This is a genomic window from Rubrivivax rivuli (genome assembly GCF_004016505.1).
Lineage (GTDB): Bacteria > Pseudomonadota > Gammaproteobacteria > Burkholderiales > Burkholderiaceae_C > Rubrivivax > Rubrivivax rivuli.
This window is the reverse complement of sequence record NZ_SACR01000005.1, coordinates 82866-101745: the sequence shown is the minus strand read 5'-3', so window position 1 is coordinate 101745 and position 18880 is coordinate 82866. Positions and strand designations below refer to the sequence as shown.

18 protein-coding genes are annotated in these 18880 nt (G+C 70.1%); 3 read left to right on the top strand and 15 right to left on the bottom strand.

Annotation, left to right across the window (positions count from 1 at the left end):
- Positions 1–20: 20 nt before the first annotated feature.
- Positions 21–773 (bottom strand): Nif3-like dinuclear metal center hexameric protein, encoded by a 753-nt coding sequence (locus EOE66_RS16500; protein WP_128229834.1) that lies wholly within the window; start codon positions 771–773, stop codon positions 21–23.
- Positions 774–811: 38 nt separating this feature from the next.
- Between EOE66_RS16500 and EOE66_RS16495 the strand changes: the two genes are divergently transcribed.
- On the top strand, positions 812–1975 hold the full coding sequence (locus EOE66_RS16495; protein ID WP_128229833.1) for a S1C family serine protease: 1164 nt from the start codon (positions 812–814) through the stop codon (positions 1973–1975).
- A gap of 18 nt (positions 1976–1993) precedes the next feature.
- Here EOE66_RS16495 and EOE66_RS16490 read toward each other — a convergent pair whose 3' ends face one another.
- Positions 1994–2179, bottom strand: coding sequence for a hypothetical protein (locus EOE66_RS16490; protein ID WP_128229832.1), 186 nt, complete (start codon positions 2177–2179; stop codon positions 1994–1996).
- A gap of 9 nt (positions 2180–2188) precedes the next feature.
- Complete coding sequence (gene lpxC / locus EOE66_RS16485; RefSeq protein WP_128229831.1) at positions 2189–3124, bottom strand: UDP-3-O-acyl-N-acetylglucosamine deacetylase; 936 nt, start codon at positions 3122–3124, stop codon at positions 2189–2191.
- Between the two features lie 179 nt (positions 3125–3303).
- Between lpxC and EOE66_RS21840 the strand changes: the two genes are divergently transcribed.
- Entirely contained in the window at positions 3304–3471 is a 168-nt protein-coding gene (locus EOE66_RS21840; protein WP_164885131.1) for a hypothetical protein, read from the top strand.
- A 91-nt stretch (positions 3472–3562) separates the two neighbouring features.
- The gene (locus EOE66_RS16480; protein ID WP_128229830.1) at positions 3563–5221 is read left to right on the top strand and encodes an NAD(P)/FAD-dependent oxidoreductase; all 1659 of its coding nucleotides are present in this window, start codon (positions 3563–3565) and stop codon (positions 5219–5221) included.
- Positions 5222–5239: 18 nt separating this feature from the next.
- Here the strand turns inward: EOE66_RS16480 and EOE66_RS16475 are convergent, their stop codons facing one another.
- The 12 genes from EOE66_RS16475 to murD form a co-directional block, all read right to left on the bottom strand.
- Complete coding sequence (locus tag EOE66_RS16475) at positions 5240–6031, bottom strand: ABC transporter permease (protein ID WP_128229829.1); 792 nt, start codon at positions 6029–6031, stop codon at positions 5240–5242.
- The gene (locus tag EOE66_RS16470; protein WP_128229828.1) at positions 6028–6816 is read right to left on the bottom strand and encodes an ABC transporter ATP-binding protein; all 789 of its coding nucleotides are present in this window, start codon (positions 6814–6816) and stop codon (positions 6028–6030) included. Before EOE66_RS16470 ends, EOE66_RS16475 begins: the two co-directional genes overlap by 4 nt.
- A gap of 10 nt (positions 6817–6826) precedes the next feature.
- Positions 6827–7819, bottom strand: a complete 993-nt coding sequence (locus EOE66_RS16465; protein WP_128229827.1) for an ABC transporter substrate-binding protein — start codon at positions 7817–7819, stop codon at positions 6827–6829.
- Between the two features lie 63 nt (positions 7820–7882).
- On the bottom strand, positions 7883–8917 hold the full coding sequence (locus EOE66_RS16460) for an NAD(P)H-binding protein (protein ID WP_205702722.1): 1035 nt from the start codon (positions 8915–8917) through the stop codon (positions 7883–7885).
- Between the two features lie 8 nt (positions 8918–8925).
- Complete coding sequence (gene ftsZ / locus EOE66_RS16455; RefSeq protein ID WP_128229826.1) at positions 8926–10170, bottom strand: cell division protein FtsZ; 1245 nt, start codon at positions 10168–10170, stop codon at positions 8926–8928.
- A 100-nt stretch (positions 10171–10270) separates the two neighbouring features.
- Positions 10271–11503, bottom strand: coding sequence for a cell division protein FtsA (gene ftsA / locus EOE66_RS16450; RefSeq protein WP_054140512.1), 1233 nt, complete (start codon positions 11501–11503; stop codon positions 10271–10273).
- A 10-nt stretch (positions 11504–11513) separates the two neighbouring features.
- Positions 11514–12362, bottom strand: coding sequence for a cell division protein FtsQ/DivIB (locus EOE66_RS16445; RefSeq protein WP_128229825.1), 849 nt, complete (start codon positions 12360–12362; stop codon positions 11514–11516).
- An 11-nt stretch (positions 12363–12373) separates the two neighbouring features.
- On the bottom strand, positions 12374–13348 hold the full coding sequence (locus EOE66_RS16440; protein ID WP_128229824.1) for a D-alanine--D-alanine ligase: 975 nt from the start codon (positions 13346–13348) through the stop codon (positions 12374–12376).
- Entirely contained in the window at positions 13345–14727 is a 1383-nt protein-coding gene (murC, locus tag EOE66_RS16435) for a UDP-N-acetylmuramate--L-alanine ligase (RefSeq protein ID WP_128229823.1), read from the bottom strand. Before murC ends, EOE66_RS16440 begins: the two co-directional genes overlap by 4 nt.
- A complete protein-coding gene (murG, locus tag EOE66_RS16430; RefSeq protein ID WP_128229822.1) occupies positions 14724–15812 on the bottom strand; it encodes an undecaprenyldiphospho-muramoylpentapeptide beta-N-acetylglucosaminyltransferase in 1089 nt (362 codons plus the stop codon). Before murG ends, murC begins: the two co-directional genes overlap by 4 nt.
- The gene (ftsW, locus tag EOE66_RS16425; protein WP_128229821.1) at positions 15809–17053 is read right to left on the bottom strand and encodes a putative lipid II flippase FtsW; all 1245 of its coding nucleotides are present in this window, start codon (positions 17051–17053) and stop codon (positions 15809–15811) included. Before ftsW ends, murG begins: the two co-directional genes overlap by 4 nt.
- 5 nt (positions 17054–17058) lie before the next feature.
- Complete coding sequence (gene murD, locus EOE66_RS16420; RefSeq protein ID WP_128229820.1) at positions 17059–18873, bottom strand: UDP-N-acetylmuramoyl-L-alanine--D-glutamate ligase; 1815 nt, start codon at positions 18871–18873, stop codon at positions 17059–17061.
- Positions 18874–18880: the final 7 nt, after the last annotated feature.

Sequence of the window (18880 nt, the reverse complement as noted above, 5' to 3'; positions counted from 1 at the left end):
GCAGGCGCAGTTGCACGTCCTCATGCCGGGTTGTCGATCTCGATGAAACGATGCGGCACGCCGAAGTGCGCCGCGACCTGTGCCGCCACGGCCGGGGCCCCGTAGCGCTCGGTGGCATGGTGGCCGCAGGCGATGAAGGCCACGCCGGTCTCGCGCGCCAGGTGGGCCTGGGGCTCGGAGATCTCGCCCGTGATGAAGGCATCGGCGCCGGCCGCGATGGCGTTCTCGAAGTAGCCTTGCGCGCCGCCCGTGCACCAGGCCACGCGCCGCAGCGTGCGGCCATCACCGCTGACCGCGACCGGCTCACGGCCCAGCACACCCCGCGCGGCCTGCACCAGGGCGGGGAAGGTGCAAAGCGCAGCAGGTGCCGGGCCGATGAAGCCCAGCATCTGCTCGCCGAAGCGGCCGTCGGCCTGCAGGCCCAGTTGCAAACCCAGCTGGGCGTTGTTGCCCAGCTCGGGGTGTGCGTCCAGCGGCAGGTGGTAGGCAAAGAGGTTCACGCCGGCCGTCATCAGCCGCCGCACGCGTGCGCCCAGCCAGCCGGTGAGCCGGCCGTCCTGCCCGCGCCAGAAGAGGCCGTGGTGCACGATGAGCGTGTCGGCACCGTCAGCGATGGCCGCGTCGATGAAGGCCAGGCTGGCGGTGACGCCCGAGGCGATGCGGCGCACCTCGGGAGAACCCTCGACCTGCAGACCGTTCGGCCCATAATCCTTGAAGGCTTGTGGCTGCAGCAGCTGCTGCAGGTATTCATCGATTTCGACCCGATTCGCCATGGCGCGCATTGTCGGGCACGCGTGAGAACCTACCCTCGATGTGGCGCAGAACCTGGCTCGTCTTTTCGCAGGCCGTGACGGTGGCGGTGGCCGTGCTTTTCGTGCTGCTCACGCTCAAGCCCGACTGGCTGCCCGGCGGCGCTGGCGGTGTGGCCGGGGCGATGCTGCCCAGCCCCACGCTCTTCCAGGTGGCGCGGCCGGCCGGCCCGGCGGCCAGCAGCAGCGGTGGCTACGCGATGGCCGCGCGCCTGGCAGCCCCCGCGGTGGTGAGCATCAGCGCCACCAAGATGGCGCGCAACAACCCGCACACCGATCCGCGCTTCCGCTTCTTCTTCGGTGACGGCCCGGCCACACCGCAGGTGGGTCTGGGTTCGGGCGTCATCGTCTCGCCCGAGGGCTACCTGCTCACCAACCACCACGTGGTGGAAGACGCCAGCGAGATCGAGGTTCAGCTGGCCGACGGCCGCCAGACGCGCGCGCGCCTGGTGGGCAGCGACCCCGAAACCGACATCGCCGTGCTGAAGATCGAACTCGGCGAGTTGCCCGTGATGGCGCTGGGCGATGTGCGCGCGCTGCAGGTGGGCGACGCCGTCCTGGCCATCGGCAACCCCTTCAACGTCGGGCAGACGGTGACGGCCGGCATCGTCAGCGCGCTCGACCGCAGCGACGCCGGCAGCTCGCGCTTCCAGAACTTCATCCAGACCGACGCCGCCATCAACCCCGGCAACTCGGGCGGTGCGCTGGTGGACGCCAGCGGCGCTTTGGTGGGCATCAACACCGCCATCTTCAGCCGCAGCGGCGGCAGCCTGGGCATCGGCTTTGCCGTGCCGGTGGACACCGCGCGCCAGGTGATGGAGCAACTGCTGCGCGACGGCAAGGTGCGCCGCGGCTGGATCGGCGTGGAGCCGCGCGACCTGACGGCCGAACTCGCCGAGAGCCTGAACCTGCCCGTGCGTCAGGGCGTGCTGATCACCGGCGTGCTGCAGAACGGCCCGGCGGCGCTGGGCGGCCTGCGCCCGGGCGACGTGGTGGTGCAAGTGGGCGAGCGTGCCGTGCGCAACGTGGGCGACCTCTTCGCGGCCGTGGCGGCGCTGCCGCCCGAGCAGGACACCACGCTCAAGGTGCAGCGCGGCGCCGAGGCGCTGACGCTGAAGATCAAGGTGGGTGAACGCCGCAGCGCAGTCCAGGCCAGCGGGCGCTGAGCCAGGCCGGCGCCGGCCTCAGAGCACCAGCGCCAGCCGCTCCAGGATCAGCACGGCGAAGAAGCCGCAGGCGGCCAGCACCGTCCACTTCACGATGACGATGCCGCGGCGGCGCCACGCCGCCTGCCCGGTGCCGATGTACATCGCGAAGCACAGCAGCCCGCATACCAGCAGCAGGCCGAAGACGAGTCTGAAGAGCAGCATGGCGGCGCCTTACCAGGCCGGCGCCAGTTCGGCGAAGCCGCGCGGCGCATCGGCCTCGCGCTCGAAGCTCACCACCTCGTAGGCGCTGGGGTCGGCCAGCAGCTTGCGCAGCAGCTTGTTGTTCAAGGCGTGACCGCTCTTGTAGGCCACGTAGCTGGCCAGCAGCGGCTTGCCGGCGATGTGCAGGTCGCCGATTGCATCGAGGATCTTGTGCTTCACGAACTCGTCGTCGTAGCGCAGGCCCTCGGCGTTGAGCACCTTCACGTCGTCGATGACGATCACGTTGTCCATGTTGCCGCCAAGGCCCAGGCCGCGCGAGCGCATCAGCTCCACGTCCTTCGTGAAGCCGAAGGTGCGGGCGCGGGCGATGTCGCGCTTGTACTGGCCGCCGGAAAAATCGAACTCCACGCGCCGGCCGGTGGCGTCGACGGCGGGGTGGTTGAACTCGATCTCGAAGCTGAGCTTGTAGCCGTGGAAGGGCTCCAGGCGCGCCCACTTGAGGCTGGGGCCCTCGCCTTCACGGATCTCCACCGGCTTGAGCACCTTCAGGAAGCGCTTGGGCGCATCCTGCAGCTGGATGCCGGCGCTCTGCAGCAGGAAGACGAAGCTGGCAGCGCTGCCGTCGAGGATGGGCACCTCTTCGGCGGTGATGTCGACGATGAGGTTGTCCAGGCCCAGGCCCGCGCAGGCCGACATCAGGTGCTCGATGGTCTGCACCTTGGGCGCGTCGGGGTTGCCGCCGGGGCTGATGGTGCTGGCCATGCGGGTGTCGCTGACGGCGAAAGCGTCCACAGGGATGTCCACGGGCTCGGGCAGGTCGACACGGCGGAACACCACGCCGGTGTCTGGCGGGGCGGGGCGCAGCGTGAGTTCGACCTTCTGGCCGCTGTGCACGCCGACACCGACGGCGCGGGTCAAGGCCTTCAAGGTGCGCTGCTGGATCATGGCGTGATTGTCGGCCATTGGTCGGCTGCGCTTCAGTCGGGGCTCGCCAAACGGTCCGGCGTGCCTGGGCCTGGGTTTGGCGTGGCGCTTTCGACGCAGGCCGCAGGCCCCAACTGGCGGGCCGATGCGAAGCTGTGGCCTAATCGCGGGTTCGACCCCAATTTCCTTGAAAGCCGATCATGGCCCAGAAGATCCGTACCGAAGCCGACAAGCGCGCCACGCCCCGCCCCCCCGCCCCCGCTGGCGTGACCGTGACGGTGCACCGCGGCCAGAAGAGCAGCCTCGAGCGCGGTTCGCACACCCGCAGCAAGAAGAACCCCGGCAAGCGCCCCAAGAAGGGCGGCTGAAGCCCACGGCGCCTGGCCTCCCTGTGCAGGCCGGGCCGGGCTGGAGGCCCGTCCACTCTGACGGCGGGCCGGGTGCGGCACACGGCATCCCATGCTGCGCATCACTGAACTTCGACTGCCGCTCGACCACGCGGAGGCCGTGCTGCGCGCGGCCGTTCTCGCACGTCTGGGCATCCCCGATGCCGCGCTGAAGGCCTTCACGGTCTTCAAGCGCGCCTGGGACGCGCGGAAGAAGACCGCCATCGTGCTGAGCTACACCGTCGACTGCGAGGTCGAGGGTGAAGCGGCCGTGCTCGCGCGCTTCAAGGGTGACCCGCACGTGCGGGTGTCGCCGGACACCGGCTACAAGTTCGTCGGCCACGCGCCGGCTGACTTTGCCGCCCGCGGCCGGCCGCGGCCGGTGGTCATCGGCTTCGGCCCTTGCGGCATCTTCGCGGCGCTGATCCTGGCCCAGATGGGCCTGCGTCCGCTGGTGCTGGAGCGTGGCAAGGAAGTGCGTGAACGCACCAAGGACACCTGGGGCCTGTGGCGCAAGAGCGTGCTGAACCCCGAGTCGAACGTGCAGTTCGGCGAAGGCGGGGCCGGCACCTTCAGCGACGGCAAGCTCTGGAGCCAGATCTCCGACCCGCGCCACCTCACGCGCAAGGTGCTGACCGAGTTCGTGAAGGCCGGTGCGCCGGAGGAGATCCTCTATGTCGCCAAGCCGCACATCGGCACCTTCCGCCTGGTGGGCATGGTGGAAAAGCTGCGCGCCGACATCGAGGCGCTGGGCGGCGAGATCCGCTTCCAGCAGCACGTGACCGACCTGCACATCGAGGATGGCCAGGTGCGGGGGCTGACCCTGGCCAGCGGCGAGCAGATCGAAGCCGAGCACGTGGTGCTGGCCCTGGGCCACAGCGCGCGCGACACCTTCGCGATGCTGCACCAGCGCGGCGTCTACCTGGAGGCCAAGCCCTTCTCGGTGGGCTTCCGCATCGAGCACCCGCAGGGCGTGATCGACCGCGCGCGCTTCGGGCCCAACGCCGGCAACCCCATCCTCGGCGCGGCCGACTACAAGCTGGTGCACCACGCCAGCAACGGCCGCAGCGTCTACAGCTTCTGCATGTGCCCGGGTGGCACGGTGGTGGCCGCCACCTCGGAGCCGAACCGCGTCGTCACCAACGGCATGAGCCAGTACAGCCGCAACGAACGCAACGCCAACGCCGGCATCGTGGTGGGCATCAACCCGCAGGACTACCGGCAAGACGGCAAGACCGAGGGCCCGGTGAACCCGCTGGACGGCGTGGCCTTCCAGCGCATCTGGGAAAGCCGCGCTTTCGAGCTCGGTAACGGCAACTACCTCGCCCCGGGGCAATTGGTGGGTGACTTCATCAAGCGCCAGAAGAGTGCCGCGTTCGGCGATGTGCTGCCCAGCTACAAACCCGGCGTGCACCTCACCAACCTGGCCGACCCCAAGCAGCCCAGCCTGCCCGTGTACGTGCTGGACGCCATCCGCGAAGCCCTGCCCGCCTTCGAGCGGCAGATCAAGGGCTTCTCGATGCCCGACGCCGTGCTCACGGGCGTGGAAACGCGCACCAGCTCGCCGCTGCGCATCACGCGCGGGCGCGACCACCAAAGCCTGAACACGCGCGGCCTGTACCCGGCGGGTGAAGGTGCGGGCTACGCCGGCGGCATCATGTCGGCGGGGGTGGACGGCATCGAGGTGGCCGAATCGGTGGGCCGGGCGATGCTGGGGCTGAAGGCTGCCTGAGGGCCGCCACAGCGGGCTTCAGCCCGGCGCGGCGTCGGCCGTTTCGCTCTCGTGCCAGCCGGCGAGCGCCCAGCGTGACAGGCCGGCCATCAAGGCAAACAGCAGCACGCCGGCCACCGCGATCAAGGCCAGCGCCGCGAACATGCGCGGGATGTTGAGCTGGTAGCCGGCGTGCAGGATCTGGAACGCCAGCCCAGTGCCGGTGCCGCCCGTGCCGGCCACGAACTCGGCCACCACGGCGCCGATCAGCGCCAGCCCGCTGCTGATGCGCAGACCGCCGAAGAAATAGGGCAGCGCCGATGGGATGCGCAGCCGCCGCAGCGTCTGCCAGCGCGTCGCACCTTGCAGGCGGAAGTAGGCCAGCAGCCCGGGGTCGACACTGCGCAGCCCCAGCGTGGTGTTGCTGATGATGGGAAACAGCGCCACCAGCGCCGCGCACACCACGAGCGAGGCCGTCGGGTCTTTCACCCAGATGATGATGAGCGGCGCGATGGCGACGATGGGCGTCACCTGCAAGAGCACCGCGTAGGGGAAAAACGCCGTCTCGATGGCCCGGCTTTGCACGAACGCGAAGGCGATCAGCGTGCCCAGCAGCACCGCCAGGGCGAAGGCCAGCACCGTGATCCACAGCGTGTTCAGCAGTGCGGCGAAGAGCAGCCCGGCGTCTTCCGCCAGCGCCTGCGCCACGCGCAGCGGCGAGGGCAGCAGGAAAACCGGCACCTCGAAAACCACCACCGCCCCCTGCCACAGCGCCAGCAGCAGCACCGCCACGGCCAACGGCCACACCACCTTGCGCAGGCCCTCGTTCATGCGGTGCTGGCCCCCAGCAGGCCACGCTGCAGGCGTGCGGCGTGTTCGGCGAAGGCGGTGCTCACGCGGAACTCGGCTTGGCGCGGGTAGGGCTCGTCGATGCTCACCTCCTCGACCACGCGCCCGGGTCGCGCCGCCATCACCAGCACGCGCTGGCTCAGGAACACCGCCTCGTGGATGGAGTGGGTGACGAAGATCACCGTCAGCCCCTGCTGCTGCCACAGCTGCAGCAGGTCGCTGTCGAGCCGGTAGCGCGTGATCTCGTCCAGCGCCCCGAATGGCTCGTCCATCAGCAGCAGGCGGGGCCGCGTCACCAGGCAGCGCGCCAGCGAGGCCCGCATCTTCATGCCGCCGCTCAGCTCACGCGGCAGGCTCTTCTCGAAGCCCTGCAGGCCCACCAGCGCCAGCGCCGACTGCACACGCCCATCGGCTTCACCGCGCGGCACGCCCGCCAGATCGAGCGGCAGGCGCACGTTGTCGGCCACGCGGGCCCAGGGCATCAGCGTGGGCTCCTGGAACACGAAACCCAGCTCAGGCCCGGCTGCAGCCCCCGGCACCACGGGCTGGCCCCAGCGCCGCAGCTCGCCGCCGCTGGGGGCCAGCAGGCCGGCCACCATCTTCAGCAGCGTGCTCTTGCCGCAGCCGCTGGGGCCCAGCAGCGTGAGGAACTCGCCCGGCGCCACGCGCAGCTGCACCGGCAGCAGCGCCTGGGTGCCGCTGGCATAGGTTTTCGCGGCGCCCAGCGCCTCGACGGCGGGGGCGGCCTGGGCCGTGGCAGCGGTCACGCCGGCCCCGTCAGGGCATCACCTTGAGGTCCTTCACGAACTGCGTCGTGTAGGTGCGCTGCACGTCCACCTTCTTCGGGTCGACCTGCTTGAGCTGCACCATGAAGTCGAAGGTCTTCTGCATGCGCGCCGCCGTGACGATGCCGGCACCCTGCGTGGCCGCATCGCCGCCGAAGACCATGCCGCTTTCCTTGAGCAGGCGGATGCCCACGGCCAGGCGGTCGTCGGTCATGGTGGGGTTGTCGCGTTTGATGAGCGCGTTGCCCGGCTTCGGGTCGCCCTGCAGGTAGCTCTTGTAGCCCAGCATCGTGGCCTTCACGAAGGCGGCCACGGCCTGCGGGCGCTCTTTCACGGTCTTCTCCATGCACACGATGGTCTGGCTGTAGGGCGGCCAGCCGTGGTCGCTGAGCAGGATGGCCTTGGGCTTGAAGCCCGCTTCCTTCTCGATGGCGTAGGGCTCGCTGCTCAGGTAGCCCTGCTGCACGACGTTCTTGTCGGCAATGAAGGGCTGGATGCTGAAGTTGTAGGGCCGGCGCTGGCGGTCATCGAGCCCGTACTTCTCTTTCAGCCAGGGCCACTGCACCGTGAAGCCGGCCGGCGAGATGAGGATGGTCTTGCCCTTGAGGTCTTCCAGGCGCTGGAAGTTCTCGGGGTGGCCGATGAGCACCAGCGGGTCTTTCTGGAAGGTGGCGGCCACCGTCACCGCGTTCACGCCTTGCTGCCAGGCCGCGAGCGTCTGCATGTCGTAGCCCATCACGCAATCGGTCTGGCCGGCCGCCAGCAACTGCATGATGTTGACCTGCGGGCCGCCCATCTTCAGCGTGACGTCCAGGCCTTCCTTCTTGTACAGCCCCGACGCCAGCGCCTGGTAGAAGCCGCCGTGTTCGGCCTGGGCGTACCAGTTGGTGGTGAAGTGGATCTTCTGCTGGGCCAGGGCCGGCAGGCTGGCACACAGGGCCGCCAGCACCAGGGCGCGGGCGCCGGTCTTCAGGCATGAGGGCATACGGGGCTCCAGGCGTCTTCGTGGGAGGGCTGTCGCCGATGGTAGCGAGAGCCACCCGGCGCTTCAGAACACGGCGTGATCGCCCCGTTCCAGCACGGCCTGGCCAGCCAGCAGCCGCGCCTGGTAGTCGATGAGCGTCTGCGTGCCTGTGGACGGCGTGGCGTCGGCGTCGTAACGGCCGCGCTCGGCGTCCCACACCAGCATCGATTCGGTGGCGTAGTAGTGGCCGATGCGGGCGAGTTCGCCTTTCGCGGCCGCGGCCGGCCACACACGCCCCGCCCAGCCCAGGCCGGTGGCGATGCCCAGCAGCAGCCCCGGCGGCACCTGCTTGAAACGCGGCGGCCGGCCCATCAGGCGGAACAGCGCCTCGCCTTGCTCACGCGGGGTCATCGCCGGGCCCGGGCCCCCGATGGGCAGCACGCGGTCGGCCTGGGCCGGGTCGTGCAGGCAGTCGCACAGGTAGGCCGCAAGGTCTTCATCGCCGATGGGCTTGCAAGCCGTCAGGCGGCCGTCGCCGAAGACGAGGAAAGGCTTGCCCTGCTGCAGCCGCGCCACCTGGCCCGAGAGCGACTTGAAAAAGGCCGTGGGCCGCACGATGGACCAGCGCAGGCCCGAGGCCATCAACGCCCGTTCATAGGCCAACTTGGCCTGCTGGAAGGCCAGGCGCGGCTTCTGCACGCACAAGGCCGAGAGCTGCACCACCTGCGTGACGCCGGCCTCGCGCGCGGCGGCCAGCGCCTGCACATGCGCCCGGTGGTCGATGGCCCAGGCGTCGGCCGGCACGCCCGTGCGCGAAGCCAGGCAAGACAGCAGCACGTCGAAGCGCTCGCCGCGCAAGCCCTGCTGCCGCAGCGAGGCCGCGTCCTGCACCTCGCCAACTCGCCACTCGGCGCCGGGCAGGCGCTGCGCCCACTGGGTGGGCCCCAGCGTGCCACCCACGCCGGCCCGCGGGCGCACGAAACACACCACCTCGTGGCCGCGGCGCACGAGCTCGCGCACCGTGGCCTGGCCGATGGTGCCGGTGGCGCCCAGCACGAACACCCGCCGGGGCGGGTGTTCGGTGGCCGGCGGCGCCCGGCCTGCCGTGTCGCCGGACAAACCGGGGATCAGTCGGCCTGCTTGCGCAGGAAGGCCGGGATCTCGATCTCGTCCATGCCGTTGCTGGCCAGCGCGTCCACCTTGGCCGCGGCCTGGCTGCGTGCGCTGCGCCACACGCTGGGCGTGTTCATCGTGTCGTAGCTGGTGGCCGAAGGCGCCTGCATCTGCACCGACGGGCCGGGCTGGGCCACGTGGTTCAGGATGGGCAGGTTGTCGGTGCCGGTGCGCAGCACGGGCTGGGCCGGGGCCAGCTGCGGCTGCTGCACCACCGTCAGCGGCGGCTGCACGGCGGCCTTGCGGGCGCTGCTGAGGCCCGTGGCGATGACGGTCACGCGCAGCTGGTCGCCCAGGCTCTCGTCGTAGGCGGCGCCGAAGATCACGTGCGCGTCATCGGCCGCGTAGCACTTGATGGCGTTCATCGCGTTGCGGCTCTCGGCCAGCTTAAACGTGCTCTTGCTCGCGGCAATCAGCACCAGCACGCCGCGCGCGCCGCGCAGGTCGATGCCTTCCAGCAGCGGACAGGCCATCGCGGCTTCGGCGGCCTTATTGGCGCGGTCGGGGCCGCTGGCCACGGCGGTGCCCATCATGGCCTTGCCGGGCTCGCTCATCACGGTCTTGACGTCTTCGAAGTCGACGTTGACCTGCGCATCCATGTGGATGATGTCGCTGATGCCGCCCACGGCGTTCTTCAGCACGTCGTTGGCGTGCGCGAAGGCCTGCTCCTGCGTGATGTCGTCGCCCATCACCTCCAGCAGCTTCTCGTTCAGCACCACGATCAGGCTGTCGACGTTGGCTTCGAGTTCGGCCACGCCGTCTTCGGCCTGCTTGCCGCGGCGCTTGCCTTCGAAGTCGAAAGGCTTGGTGACCACGCCCACGGTCAGGATGCCCATCTCCTTGGCCACGCGCGCGATCACGGGCGCCGCGCCGGTGCCGGTGCCACCGCCCATGCCGGCGGTGATGAAGAGCATGTGGCTGCCCTCGATGGCCTGACGGATGCTCTCCACCGCGTCTTCGGCGGCCACGCGGCCGGCCTCGGGCTTGCTGCCGGCGCCCAGGCCGGTCTTGCCCAGTTGCACCAGCGTGCCGGCGGCGCTGCGGTGCAGCGCCTGCGCGTCGGTGTTGGCGCAGATGAACTCCACGCCCTGCACGCCCTGCGCGATCATGTGTTCGACAGCGTTGCCGCCGCCGCCACCGACACCGATCACCTTGATCTGCGTGCCTTCGTCGAATTCGTCGATCATTTCGATGGGCATGTGAGCCTCCTAGCTTTGAGTGAGTTGCAGTTGCCGTTGCGTTGCGAAAACGAGGTGCTGTGGGTTCGCCGATCTATGCCGTGTCATGCATGCACCCCTCCTAGAAATTCCCGAGAAACCAATCTTTGGCGCGGCCGACCAGGTTCTTCACCGAGCCGGCCTGTGCCGCCGCCTTGAAGCCGCGTGCGCGGGCCACGCGGGCTTCTTCCAACAAGCCCATCACGGTGGCGCTGCGTGGGTTGGCCACCATGTCGAAGAGCGCGCCGTGGTACTGCGGCAGGCCCTTGCGCACGGGCTTGAGGAAGATGTCTTCGCCCAGTTCCACCATGCCCGGCATCACGGCGCTGCCGCCGGTGATGACGATGCCGCTGCTGAGCAGTTCTTCGTAGCCGCTTTCGCGGATGACCTGGTGCACCAGGCTGAAGATCTCTTCCACGCGCGGCTCGATCACGCCGGCCAGCGCCTGGCGTGACAGCAGCCGCGGCGCGCGGTCGCCCAGGCCCGGCACCTCGATCTGGTCGCCGGGGTCGGCCAGCAGCTGCTTGGCGGCGCCGTGTTCGACCTTGATCTCTTCCGCATCTTTCGTGGGCGTGCGCAGCGCCATCGCGATGTCGCTGGTGATGAGGTCGCCGGCGATGGGGATGACGGCCGTGTGGCGCACGCTGCCATCGGTGTAGATCTGCACGTCGGTGGTGCCGGCGCCGATGTCGACCACGGCCACGCCCAAAGACTTCTCGTCGTCGGTGAGCACGGCCGCGGCGCTGGCGCTGGGGTTCAGCACCAGGCGCTCCACCTCCAGGCCGCAGCGGCGCACGCACTTCAGGATGTTCTCGGCGGCGCTCTGCGCGCCGGTGACGATGTGCACCTTCACCTCGAGCCGGCTGCCGCTCATGCCGATGGGCTCTTTGACCTCGTGCCCGTCGATCACGAACTCTTGCGGCTCCACCAGCAGCAGGCGCTGGTCGTTGGGGATGCTGATGGCCTTGGCCGTCTCGACCACGCGCGCCACGTCGGTGGGCGTGACCTCGCGGTTGTCGCGCACGATCACCATGCCGGTGCTGTTCTGCCCGCGGATGTGGCTGCCGGTGATGCCGGTGTAGACGCTGGTGATCTTGCAGGCGGCCATCATCTCGGCCTCTTTCAGCGCCTGCTGGATGCTCTGCACGGTGGCGTCGATGTTGACGACCACGCCGCGCTTCAGGCCGTGCGTGGGTGCCACGCCCAGGCCGGCCACGCGCAGTTCGCCGCCCGGCAGCACCTCGGCTGCGACGACCATCACCTTGGCGGTGCCGATGTCCAGGGCGAACACCATGTCCTTGAATTCCTTGGCCATGTGCTGTCCTCTAGTTGTTCTTGACCGCGCCAGGAGGCGTTGAGCCTTTGGGCGGGGTGGTGCTGACGCCGCGCAAGCGCACGGCATAACCGTCGGCGTGGCGCAGGTCGGCGTATTCCAGCGGCTGCTGCCAGCGCGCGGCCACTTGCGTGTAGGTGCGCACGAAACGCTCGCTGCGCGCCACGAGTTCTTCTTCGCTGCCGCGGCCCAGTTCCAGCGCCGCACCGCTGTCGAGCTCCATGCGCCAGCTGCCGCGGCCGCTGAGCTGCACGCGCACCACGTTCATCTCCAGCCGCGCCAGCGTGGGCTGCACGCGGCGCAGCAGCGCCAGCATGGCCGCGGCGCTGCCTTCGGGGCCGGCCAGCACGGGCAGGCTGTCGTCTTCCACGTCGCCGACGTTGGCCTCGAAGACCTCGCCGAAGCTGTTGACCAGGCGCTCGGCACCGGCGCCTTCTTCACCGCCCTGCCCTTCCCACAGGGCTGCGGCGCGGTGTTCTTCCAGGTTCACCGCCAGCACGTCGGGCCAGACACGGCGCACCACCGCGCGGCGCACCCAGGGCACGGTCTCGAAGGCTTTGCGCCCGGCCTGCAGGTCGACGCTGAAGAAGTTGCCCGCCAGCTGCGGCGCGGCGTTGGCGCGGATGGTGGGCACACTGTTGCGCTGCAGGTCGCCATCGAGCTGGATGGCGCGGATCGGAAAGAAGGGGCTGCGCACCAGCCACAGCACACCCACCGCCACCATGCCCAGCGCAGCCAGCACGAAGATGACACTGGCCAGCCCGTTCATCAGGCGCACGTCCACCGGCAGCGCCAGCGGGGCGGCGGCGGTGGGGTGGCGGAGGGTGGCGCTGCGCGGCATGGTTTCTGGCGTCAGGCCTGGGCGGGCTTGGCCGGCGTGTCCAGCGTGGCCGCCTGCAGCAGCTGCACGCAGAGCTGTTCGTAGCTGATGCCGGCAGCGCGCGCCGACATCGGCACCAGCGAGTGGCCGGTCATGCCCGGGCTGGTGTTCATCTCCAGCAGGAAGGGCTTGCGGTCGCGCGCGCGCAACATCAGGTCGGCACGGCCCCAGCCGCGGCAACCCAGCGTGCGGTAGGCGGCCAGCGTGAGGCGCTGCACTTCGGCCTCTTCTTCCGGCGCGAGGCCGCTGGGCACGCGGTACTGCACGACGTCGGTGTAGTACTTGTTCTGGAAGTCGTACTTGCCTTCCGGCGCCTCGATGGCGATGACCGGCAGTGCGCGTGCGCTGGGGCCCTCGCCCAGCACCGGGCAGGTGAGCTCGATGCCCTCGATGAACTCTTCGCAGAGCACGTCGGGGTCGTACTGGGCGGCCAGGCTCACGGCGTCTTGCATCTGGCTGTAGCCGCTGACCTTGCTGATGCCGATGCTGCTGCCTTCGCGCGGCGGCTTCACGATCAGCGGCAGGCCGATGGCGTCGGGCACGGCCATCACGTCCTCGCGCGCCTGGCGCTCGGGCGCCAGCCATTGCCAGCGCGGCGTGGGCAGGCCCTCGGCCACCCACACGCGCTTGGTCATCACCTTGTCCATGGCGATGGCGCTGGCCATCACGCCGCTGCCGGTGTAGGGGATGCCCAGCAGCTCCAGCGCGCCCTGCACCGTGCCGTCTTCGCCGTGGCGGCCGTGCAGCGCGATGAAGACGCGCTGGAAACCTTCGCGCTTGAGTTCGTTCAGCTCGCGCTCGGCGGGGTCGAAGGCGTGGGCGTCCACGCCCTGGCTGCGAAGCGCGGCCAGCACGCCGCCGCCCGACATCAGCGAGACCTCGCGTTCGGCGCTGCGGCCGCCCATCAGGACAGCGACCTTGCCCAAGGATTGGATCTCGGCCTTCATGCTGCGGCCCCCTCTTGCATCAGTTGTCGCGGCAGGCCGCCGATGGAGCCGGCGCCCATGGTGATGAGCACGTCGCCGCCGCGCAGCGTGGCGCGCAGCGCGGCGGGCAGTGCGGTGATGTCGCCGACGCTCTGCGCACGCGGCACCGACGCAGCCAGCGACTGGCTGCTGATGCCAGGGATGGGCGCCTCGCCGGCGGCGTAGATGTCGCTGAGCAGCACAGCATCGAAGCCCTGCAGCACGGCGGCGAAATCGGCAAAGCAGTCGCGCGTGCGGGTGTGGCGGTGCGGCTGGAAGGCCAGCACCAGGCGGCGGCCCGGGAAGGCGCCGCGTGCGGCAGACAGCACGGCGGCCATCTCCACCGGGTGGTGGCCGTAGTCGTCGATCAGCAGCGCGCGGCCACCGTCGGCGGTGGCCAGCTCGCCATGGCGCTGGAAGCGGCGGCCGACGCCGGCGAACTGCGCCAGCGCGGCGACGATGGGTGCACCGGGCACTTCGAGTTCACGCGCCACGGCGATGGCCGCCAGCGCGTTGCGCACGTTGTGCAGGCCGGCGAGATTCAGAGTCACGGCCAGGTCGGCATGGCCGGCCTGCTTCGCGGTGAAAGACATCTGGCCGCCAGCCAGCGCCTGCACATCCACCGCGCGCAGCTCGGCGCCTTCGTCGGTGCCGTAGGTCAGCACCGGGCGCTGCAGCCGCGGCAGGATGGCGCGCACGCCCGCGTCGTCGCTGCACAGCACGGCGCGGCCGTAGAAGGGCAGGCGGTGCAGGAAGTCGACGAAGGCCGTGTGCAGCCGCTCCAGGCTGTGGCCGTAGGTCTCCATGTGGTCGGCGTCGATGTTGGTGACGACGCTGATCACGGGGTTCAGGAAGAGGAAGCTGGCGTCGCTTTCGTCGGCTTCGACGACGATGAACTCGCCCGTGCCGAGTTTCGAGTTCGAGCCCGCGGCCAGCAGCTGCCCGCCGATGACGAAGGTGGGGTCCAACCCGCCCTCGGCCAGCACGCTGGCGGTGAGCGAGGTGGTGGTGGTCTTGCCGTGGGTGCCGGCGATGGCGATGCCCTGCTTCAGGCGCATCAGCTCGGCCAGCAGCACGGCGCGCGGCACCACGGGTACACGGGCATCGCGGGCGGCCAACACCTCGGGGTTGTCGGTCTTCACAGCCGTGCTGGTGACAACGGCCTGCGCGCCGGCAATGTGGGCCGCGGCGTGGCCGATGTGCACCTGCACGCCCAGCGTGGCCAGCCGACGAGTGACGCTGCTCTCGGCCTGGTCGGAGCCGCTGACGCGGTAGCCCTGCTGGTGCAGCACCTCGGCGATGGCGCTCATGCCGGCGCCGCCGATGCCGACGAAGTGGATGTGCTTGAGGGCGTGCTTCATGCGCGCACTCCCGGCTTCTTCACCAGGGCCTCGATCTGATCGGCCACGCGCGCGGCGGCGCGCGGCTGGGCCAGCGAACGGGCCTTCTCGGCCATGGCCAGCAGGCCTTCGCGCGAAAGGCCGCGCAGCGTGTCGGCCAGCGCCTGCGGGCTCAGCTCGGCTTGCGGCAGGTGCACGGCCGCGCCCTGGCCGGCCATCCACGTGGCGTTGTCGCGTTGATGGGCGGTGGTGCTGGCGATCAGCGGCACCAGCACCGCCGGCACACCGGCTGCGCAAAGCTCGCTCACGGTCACCGCGCCGGCGCGGCACACCATCACATCGCAGGCGGCCAGCTGCGCCGGCATGTCGTCGATGAAGGGCCGCACCTCGGCGGGTACGCCGTGCTGCGCGTAGGCGGCGCGCACTTCGGCTTCTTGCGCCGTGCCGGTCTGGTGCACCACCTGCGGCCGCTGCTCGGCCGGCAGCAGCGCCAGCGCCGCGGGCAGCGTGCGGTTGAGCACCTGCGCGCCCAGGCTGCCGCCCACCACCAGCAGGCGCAGCGGGCCGCTGCGGCCGGCCCAGCGTACGGCGGGCGCGGGCAGGGCTTCGATCTCGGCGCGCACGGCATTGCCCGTCACCACCGCGTTCTTCACGCCCTGTACCGCCGGGCCGCTGAAGCCGAAGGCCACGCGGTCGGCCACGGGCAGCAGGCTGCGGTTGCTGAGCAGCAGCGAGGCGTCGGCGTTCACCAGCACCAGCGGCTTGTTCAGCAGGCTGGCCATCAAGCCGCCCGGAAAGCACACATAACCGCCCATGCCCAGCACCGCGTGGGCACCACGGCGGCGCAGGATGCCGAAGCAGTCGAAGAAGGCCTTGAGCAGTCGCAGCCCGCCCGTGGCGGTGTGCAGCAGGCCCTTGCCGCGCAGGCCGCTGAAGGTGATGGTGTCCATCGCCAGACCCGAGGGCGGCACGAGCTTGTTCTCCATGCCGTGCGAGGTGCCCAGCCAGCTGACGGTCCAGCCGCGGCTCTGCATTTCGCGCGCGATGGCCAGCCCGGGGATGATGTGCCCGCCCGTGCCGGCTGCCATGACGACGAGATGGCTCATGCGCGACCCCCACGCATCAGCGCACGGTTCTCGATGTCCACCCGCAGCACCATCGCCAGCGCCACCATGTTCATCAGGATGGCGCTGCCGCCGTAGCTCATGAGCGGCAGCGTCAGGCCCTTGGTCGGCAGCACACCCAGATTCACGCCCATGTTGATGAAGGCCTGGAAACCCATCCAGATGCCGATGCCCTGGCACATCAGGCCGGCGAACACGCGGTCCAGCGCGATGGCCTGGCGGCCGATGTGGAAGATGCGCCGCGTCATCCAGAAGAACATCAGGATGACCGTGGCCACGCCGACGAAACCCAGCTCTTCGCCGATGACGGCGAGCAGGAAATCGGTGTGCGCCTCGGGCAGGTAGTGCAGCTTCTCGACGCTGGCGCCCAGGCCCTGGCCGAAGATCTCGCCGCGGCCCATGGCGATCAGGCTGTGCGTGAGCTGGTAGCCCTTGCCCTGCGCGTACAGCGGGTTCCAGGGGTCCAGGTAGGCCAGGATGCGTTCGCGCCGCAGGTCGTCGAAGTAGAGGTAGAGCGCAACGGTGCAGATGATCACCGCGGCCATCAGGAAGAACATGCGTGCGTTCACGCCGCCCAGGAAGAGGATGCCCAAGGCGATGGTGGCGATGACGATGAAGGCGCCCATGTCGGGCTGGCGCATCAGCAGCACGCCCACGAAGGCCACGGCCATCACCATGGGCGTGACTGCGCGGAAGAAGTTCTCGCGCGCGTCCATGCGCCGCACCATGTAGTTGGCGGCGTAGAGCGCGATGGCCAGCTTGGCGAGTTCGCTCGGCTGGAAGTTCATGAAGCCCAGCGGGATCCAGCGGCGCGAGAAGTTCACCACCTTGCCGATGAAGGGCACCAGCACGATGACGAGCAGGATCAGCGCGATGAGGAAGATCACCGGCGCCTGCTTCTCCCACACGCTCATGGGCACCTGCACCACCACCAGCGCGGCGACACAGGCGATGCCCAGCGACATCACGTGCCGGCGCAGGAAGAAGGTTTCGGTGTAGTTCGCGAACTTGGGGTTGTCGGGCAAGGCCACGCTGGCCGAATAGACCATCACCACGCCCAAGGCGATGAGCGCGAAGACCACGGCCACCAAGGTCTGGTCGAAGGCCATCAGGCGTACCGGGCGGTCGCCGCCGACGTGGATGCTGTCACGCACGGGCAGCGCGCCCGTGCCATCGCCGCGCGGGGCGAACCAGCCCTTCACGGTGGCGAGCGTGGCCGACATCGCGTTCACACCAGCGCCCCCCGCTCGGCCGCCAGTGCCTGCACCGCGGCCACGAAGACCTCGGCGCGGTGGGCGTAGTTGCGGAACATGTCCAGGCTGGCGCAGGCCGGGCTCAGCAGCACGGCATCGCCAGGTTGGGCCTGCTCGAAGCACCAGGCCACGGCGGCTTCCAGCGTCGCGTGGCGCTGCACCGGCACGGGGCCGAGGTGGCCGAGCAGCGCTTCTTCGATGGCCCCGGCGTCGCGGCCTAGCGTGGCCACGGCGCGCGCGTGCTGCGCCAGCGGGGTGCGCAGCGGCGTGAAGTCCTGCCCCTTGCCGTCGCCGCCCAGGATGACGACCAGCCGGCCCGGCGCCTTGTCGGCACCCAGGCCGTTGAGCGCTGCGACCGTGGCGCCGACGTTGGTGCCCTTGCTGTCGTCGAAGGCTTCGACCTCGCCGCTGCCGTGAACGCCCTCCACCGGCACGCGGGCCACGAACTCCACGCGGTGCGGCTCACCGGCGTATTCACGCAGGCCGTGCAGCATGGGTGCCAGCGGGCAGCCGATGGCCGTGGCCAGCGCCAGCGCGGCCAGCGCGTTGGCGGCGTTGTGGCGGCCGCGCACGCGCAGCGCGTCGGCCGGCATCAGGCGCTGCAGGTGGATCTCGTCGACCTCGCCCTTCTTGCGCTTGACGCCTTCTTCGGCCGGCAGCGCGCGCACCAGCCAGGCCATGCCGTTTTCTTCGACCAGGCCGAAATCGCCCGGCTGCTGCGGTGCGTTCAGGCCGAAGCGGCAGACGTTGCGCTGCACGGGCTTCGGCTTCGGCGCGAGCTTGGCCTTGCCCTTGGCGGGCACCACCGGCTGCGGCACCAGGGCCTCCACCAGCGGGTCGTCGCGGTTGATCACCATCATCGCCTGCTGGCCGAAAACGCGCGCCTTGGCGGCGCTGTAGGCGGCCATGCTGCCGTGCCAGTCGAGGTGGTCTTGCGTGAGGTTCAGCACCGTGCCCGCGGCCGGTTCGAAGCCGCGCACACCGGTGCCGCCGCCTTCGAGCTGGAAGCTGCTGAGCTCCAGCACCCACACCCGCGGCAATGCGTCGGCGGGGCCGGGCTCGGGCTCGGCCGGGCCGGCGGGCAGCAGTTGCGCCAGCACCTCGGCCACGGGCACGTCGTCGTCGGGCAGCGGGGCGGGGGCGGTGTCGGCAACGGTTTCGGGTTGCGCTGCGGGCTCGGTCTCCTCGGCTGCATCGGCCACAACGGCGTTGGCCTCCGCGGCTTCCACGGGCTCGGCTTCGGGAGCCTCTTCGGCCACGGCCACCGGCGCCTCGGGCAGTTCGGCCAGCTGTTCGCTCAGCGTGCCCAGCAGCGTCGGGCCGATGTTGCCGGCCATCGCCACGCGGCGGCCGGCGCGCGCCACCAGCAGCGCGGTCATGGCCGTGGTGGTGGTCTTGCCGTTGGTGCCGGTGATGGCCAGCAGTTTGGGCGCATAGCCCCAGGCGGCCCTCAGGTCGGCCAGCGCGCGCGCGAACAGATCCAGCTCGCCCAGCACCGCGATGCCGATGGCACGGGCTTCGTCCAGCAGCGGCGCCACGCGCGCATCGTTAGGCGCCAGGCCCGGGCTCTTCAGCACGAGCTGCACACCATTCAACTGCGCGGGCAGCAACTCGCCGCGCAGTCGCTGCACGGCAGGCCACTCGGTGGCCAGCGCGGCATCGCCGGCGGTCTGCTCGCGCGAATCCCACACCGTCACCTTGGCACCGCAGCGTGCGCACCAGCGCGCCATGGCCAGGCCGCTGTCGCCGAGGCCCAGCACGAGCACGGGGAGGTCTTTCAGGAAGAACATGGCCGCC

Coding starts and splice junctions, on each gene's coding strand:
- EOE66_RS16500 (WP_128229834.1), bottom strand. CDS start 773: ATGGCGAATCGGGTCGAAATCGATGAATACCTGCAGCAGCTGCTGCAG.
- EOE66_RS16465 (WP_128229827.1), bottom strand. CDS start 7,819: ATGCCCTCATGCCTGAAGACCGGCGCCCGCGCCCTGGTGCTGGCGGCC.
- ftsA (WP_054140512.1), bottom strand. CDS start 11,503: ATGGCCAAGGAATTCAAGGACATGGTGTTCGCCCTGGACATCGGCACC.
- EOE66_RS16475 (WP_128229829.1), bottom strand. CDS start 6,031: ATGAACGAGGGCCTGCGCAAGGTGGTGTGGCCGTTGGCCGTGGCGGTG.
- lpxC (WP_128229831.1), bottom strand. CDS start 3,124: ATGATCCAGCAGCGCACCTTGAAGGCCTTGACCCGCGCCGTCGGTGTC.
- murD (WP_128229820.1), bottom strand. CDS start 18,873: ATGTTCTTCCTGAAAGACCTCCCCGTGCTCGTGCTGGGCCTCGGCGAC.
- EOE66_RS21840 (WP_164885131.1), top strand. CDS start 3,304: ATGGCCCAGAAGATCCGTACCGAAGCCGACAAGCGCGCCACGCCCCGC.
- EOE66_RS16480 (WP_128229830.1), top strand. CDS start 3,563: ATGCTGCGCATCACTGAACTTCGACTGCCGCTCGACCACGCGGAGGCC.
- murC (WP_128229823.1), bottom strand. CDS start 14,727: ATGAAGCACGCCCTCAAGCACATCCACTTCGTCGGCATCGGCGGCGCC.
- EOE66_RS16495 (WP_128229833.1), top strand. CDS start 812: ATGTGGCGCAGAACCTGGCTCGTCTTTTCGCAGGCCGTGACGGTGGCG.
- ftsZ (WP_128229826.1), bottom strand. CDS start 10,170: ATGCCCATCGAAATGATCGACGAATTCGACGAAGGCACGCAGATCAAG.
- EOE66_RS16445 (WP_128229825.1), bottom strand. CDS start 12,362: ATGCCGCGCAGCGCCACCCTCCGCCACCCCACCGCCGCCGCCCCGCTG.
- ftsW (WP_128229821.1), bottom strand. CDS start 17,053: ATGTCGGCCACGCTCGCCACCGTGAAGGGCTGGTTCGCCCCGCGCGGC.
- EOE66_RS16440 (WP_128229824.1), bottom strand. CDS start 13,348: ATGAAGGCCGAGATCCAATCCTTGGGCAAGGTCGCTGTCCTGATGGGC.
- murG (WP_128229822.1), bottom strand. CDS start 15,812: ATGAGCCATCTCGTCGTCATGGCAGCCGGCACGGGCGGGCACATCATC.
- EOE66_RS16490 (WP_128229832.1), bottom strand. CDS start 2,179: ATGCTGCTCTTCAGACTCGTCTTCGGCCTGCTGCTGGTATGCGGGCTG.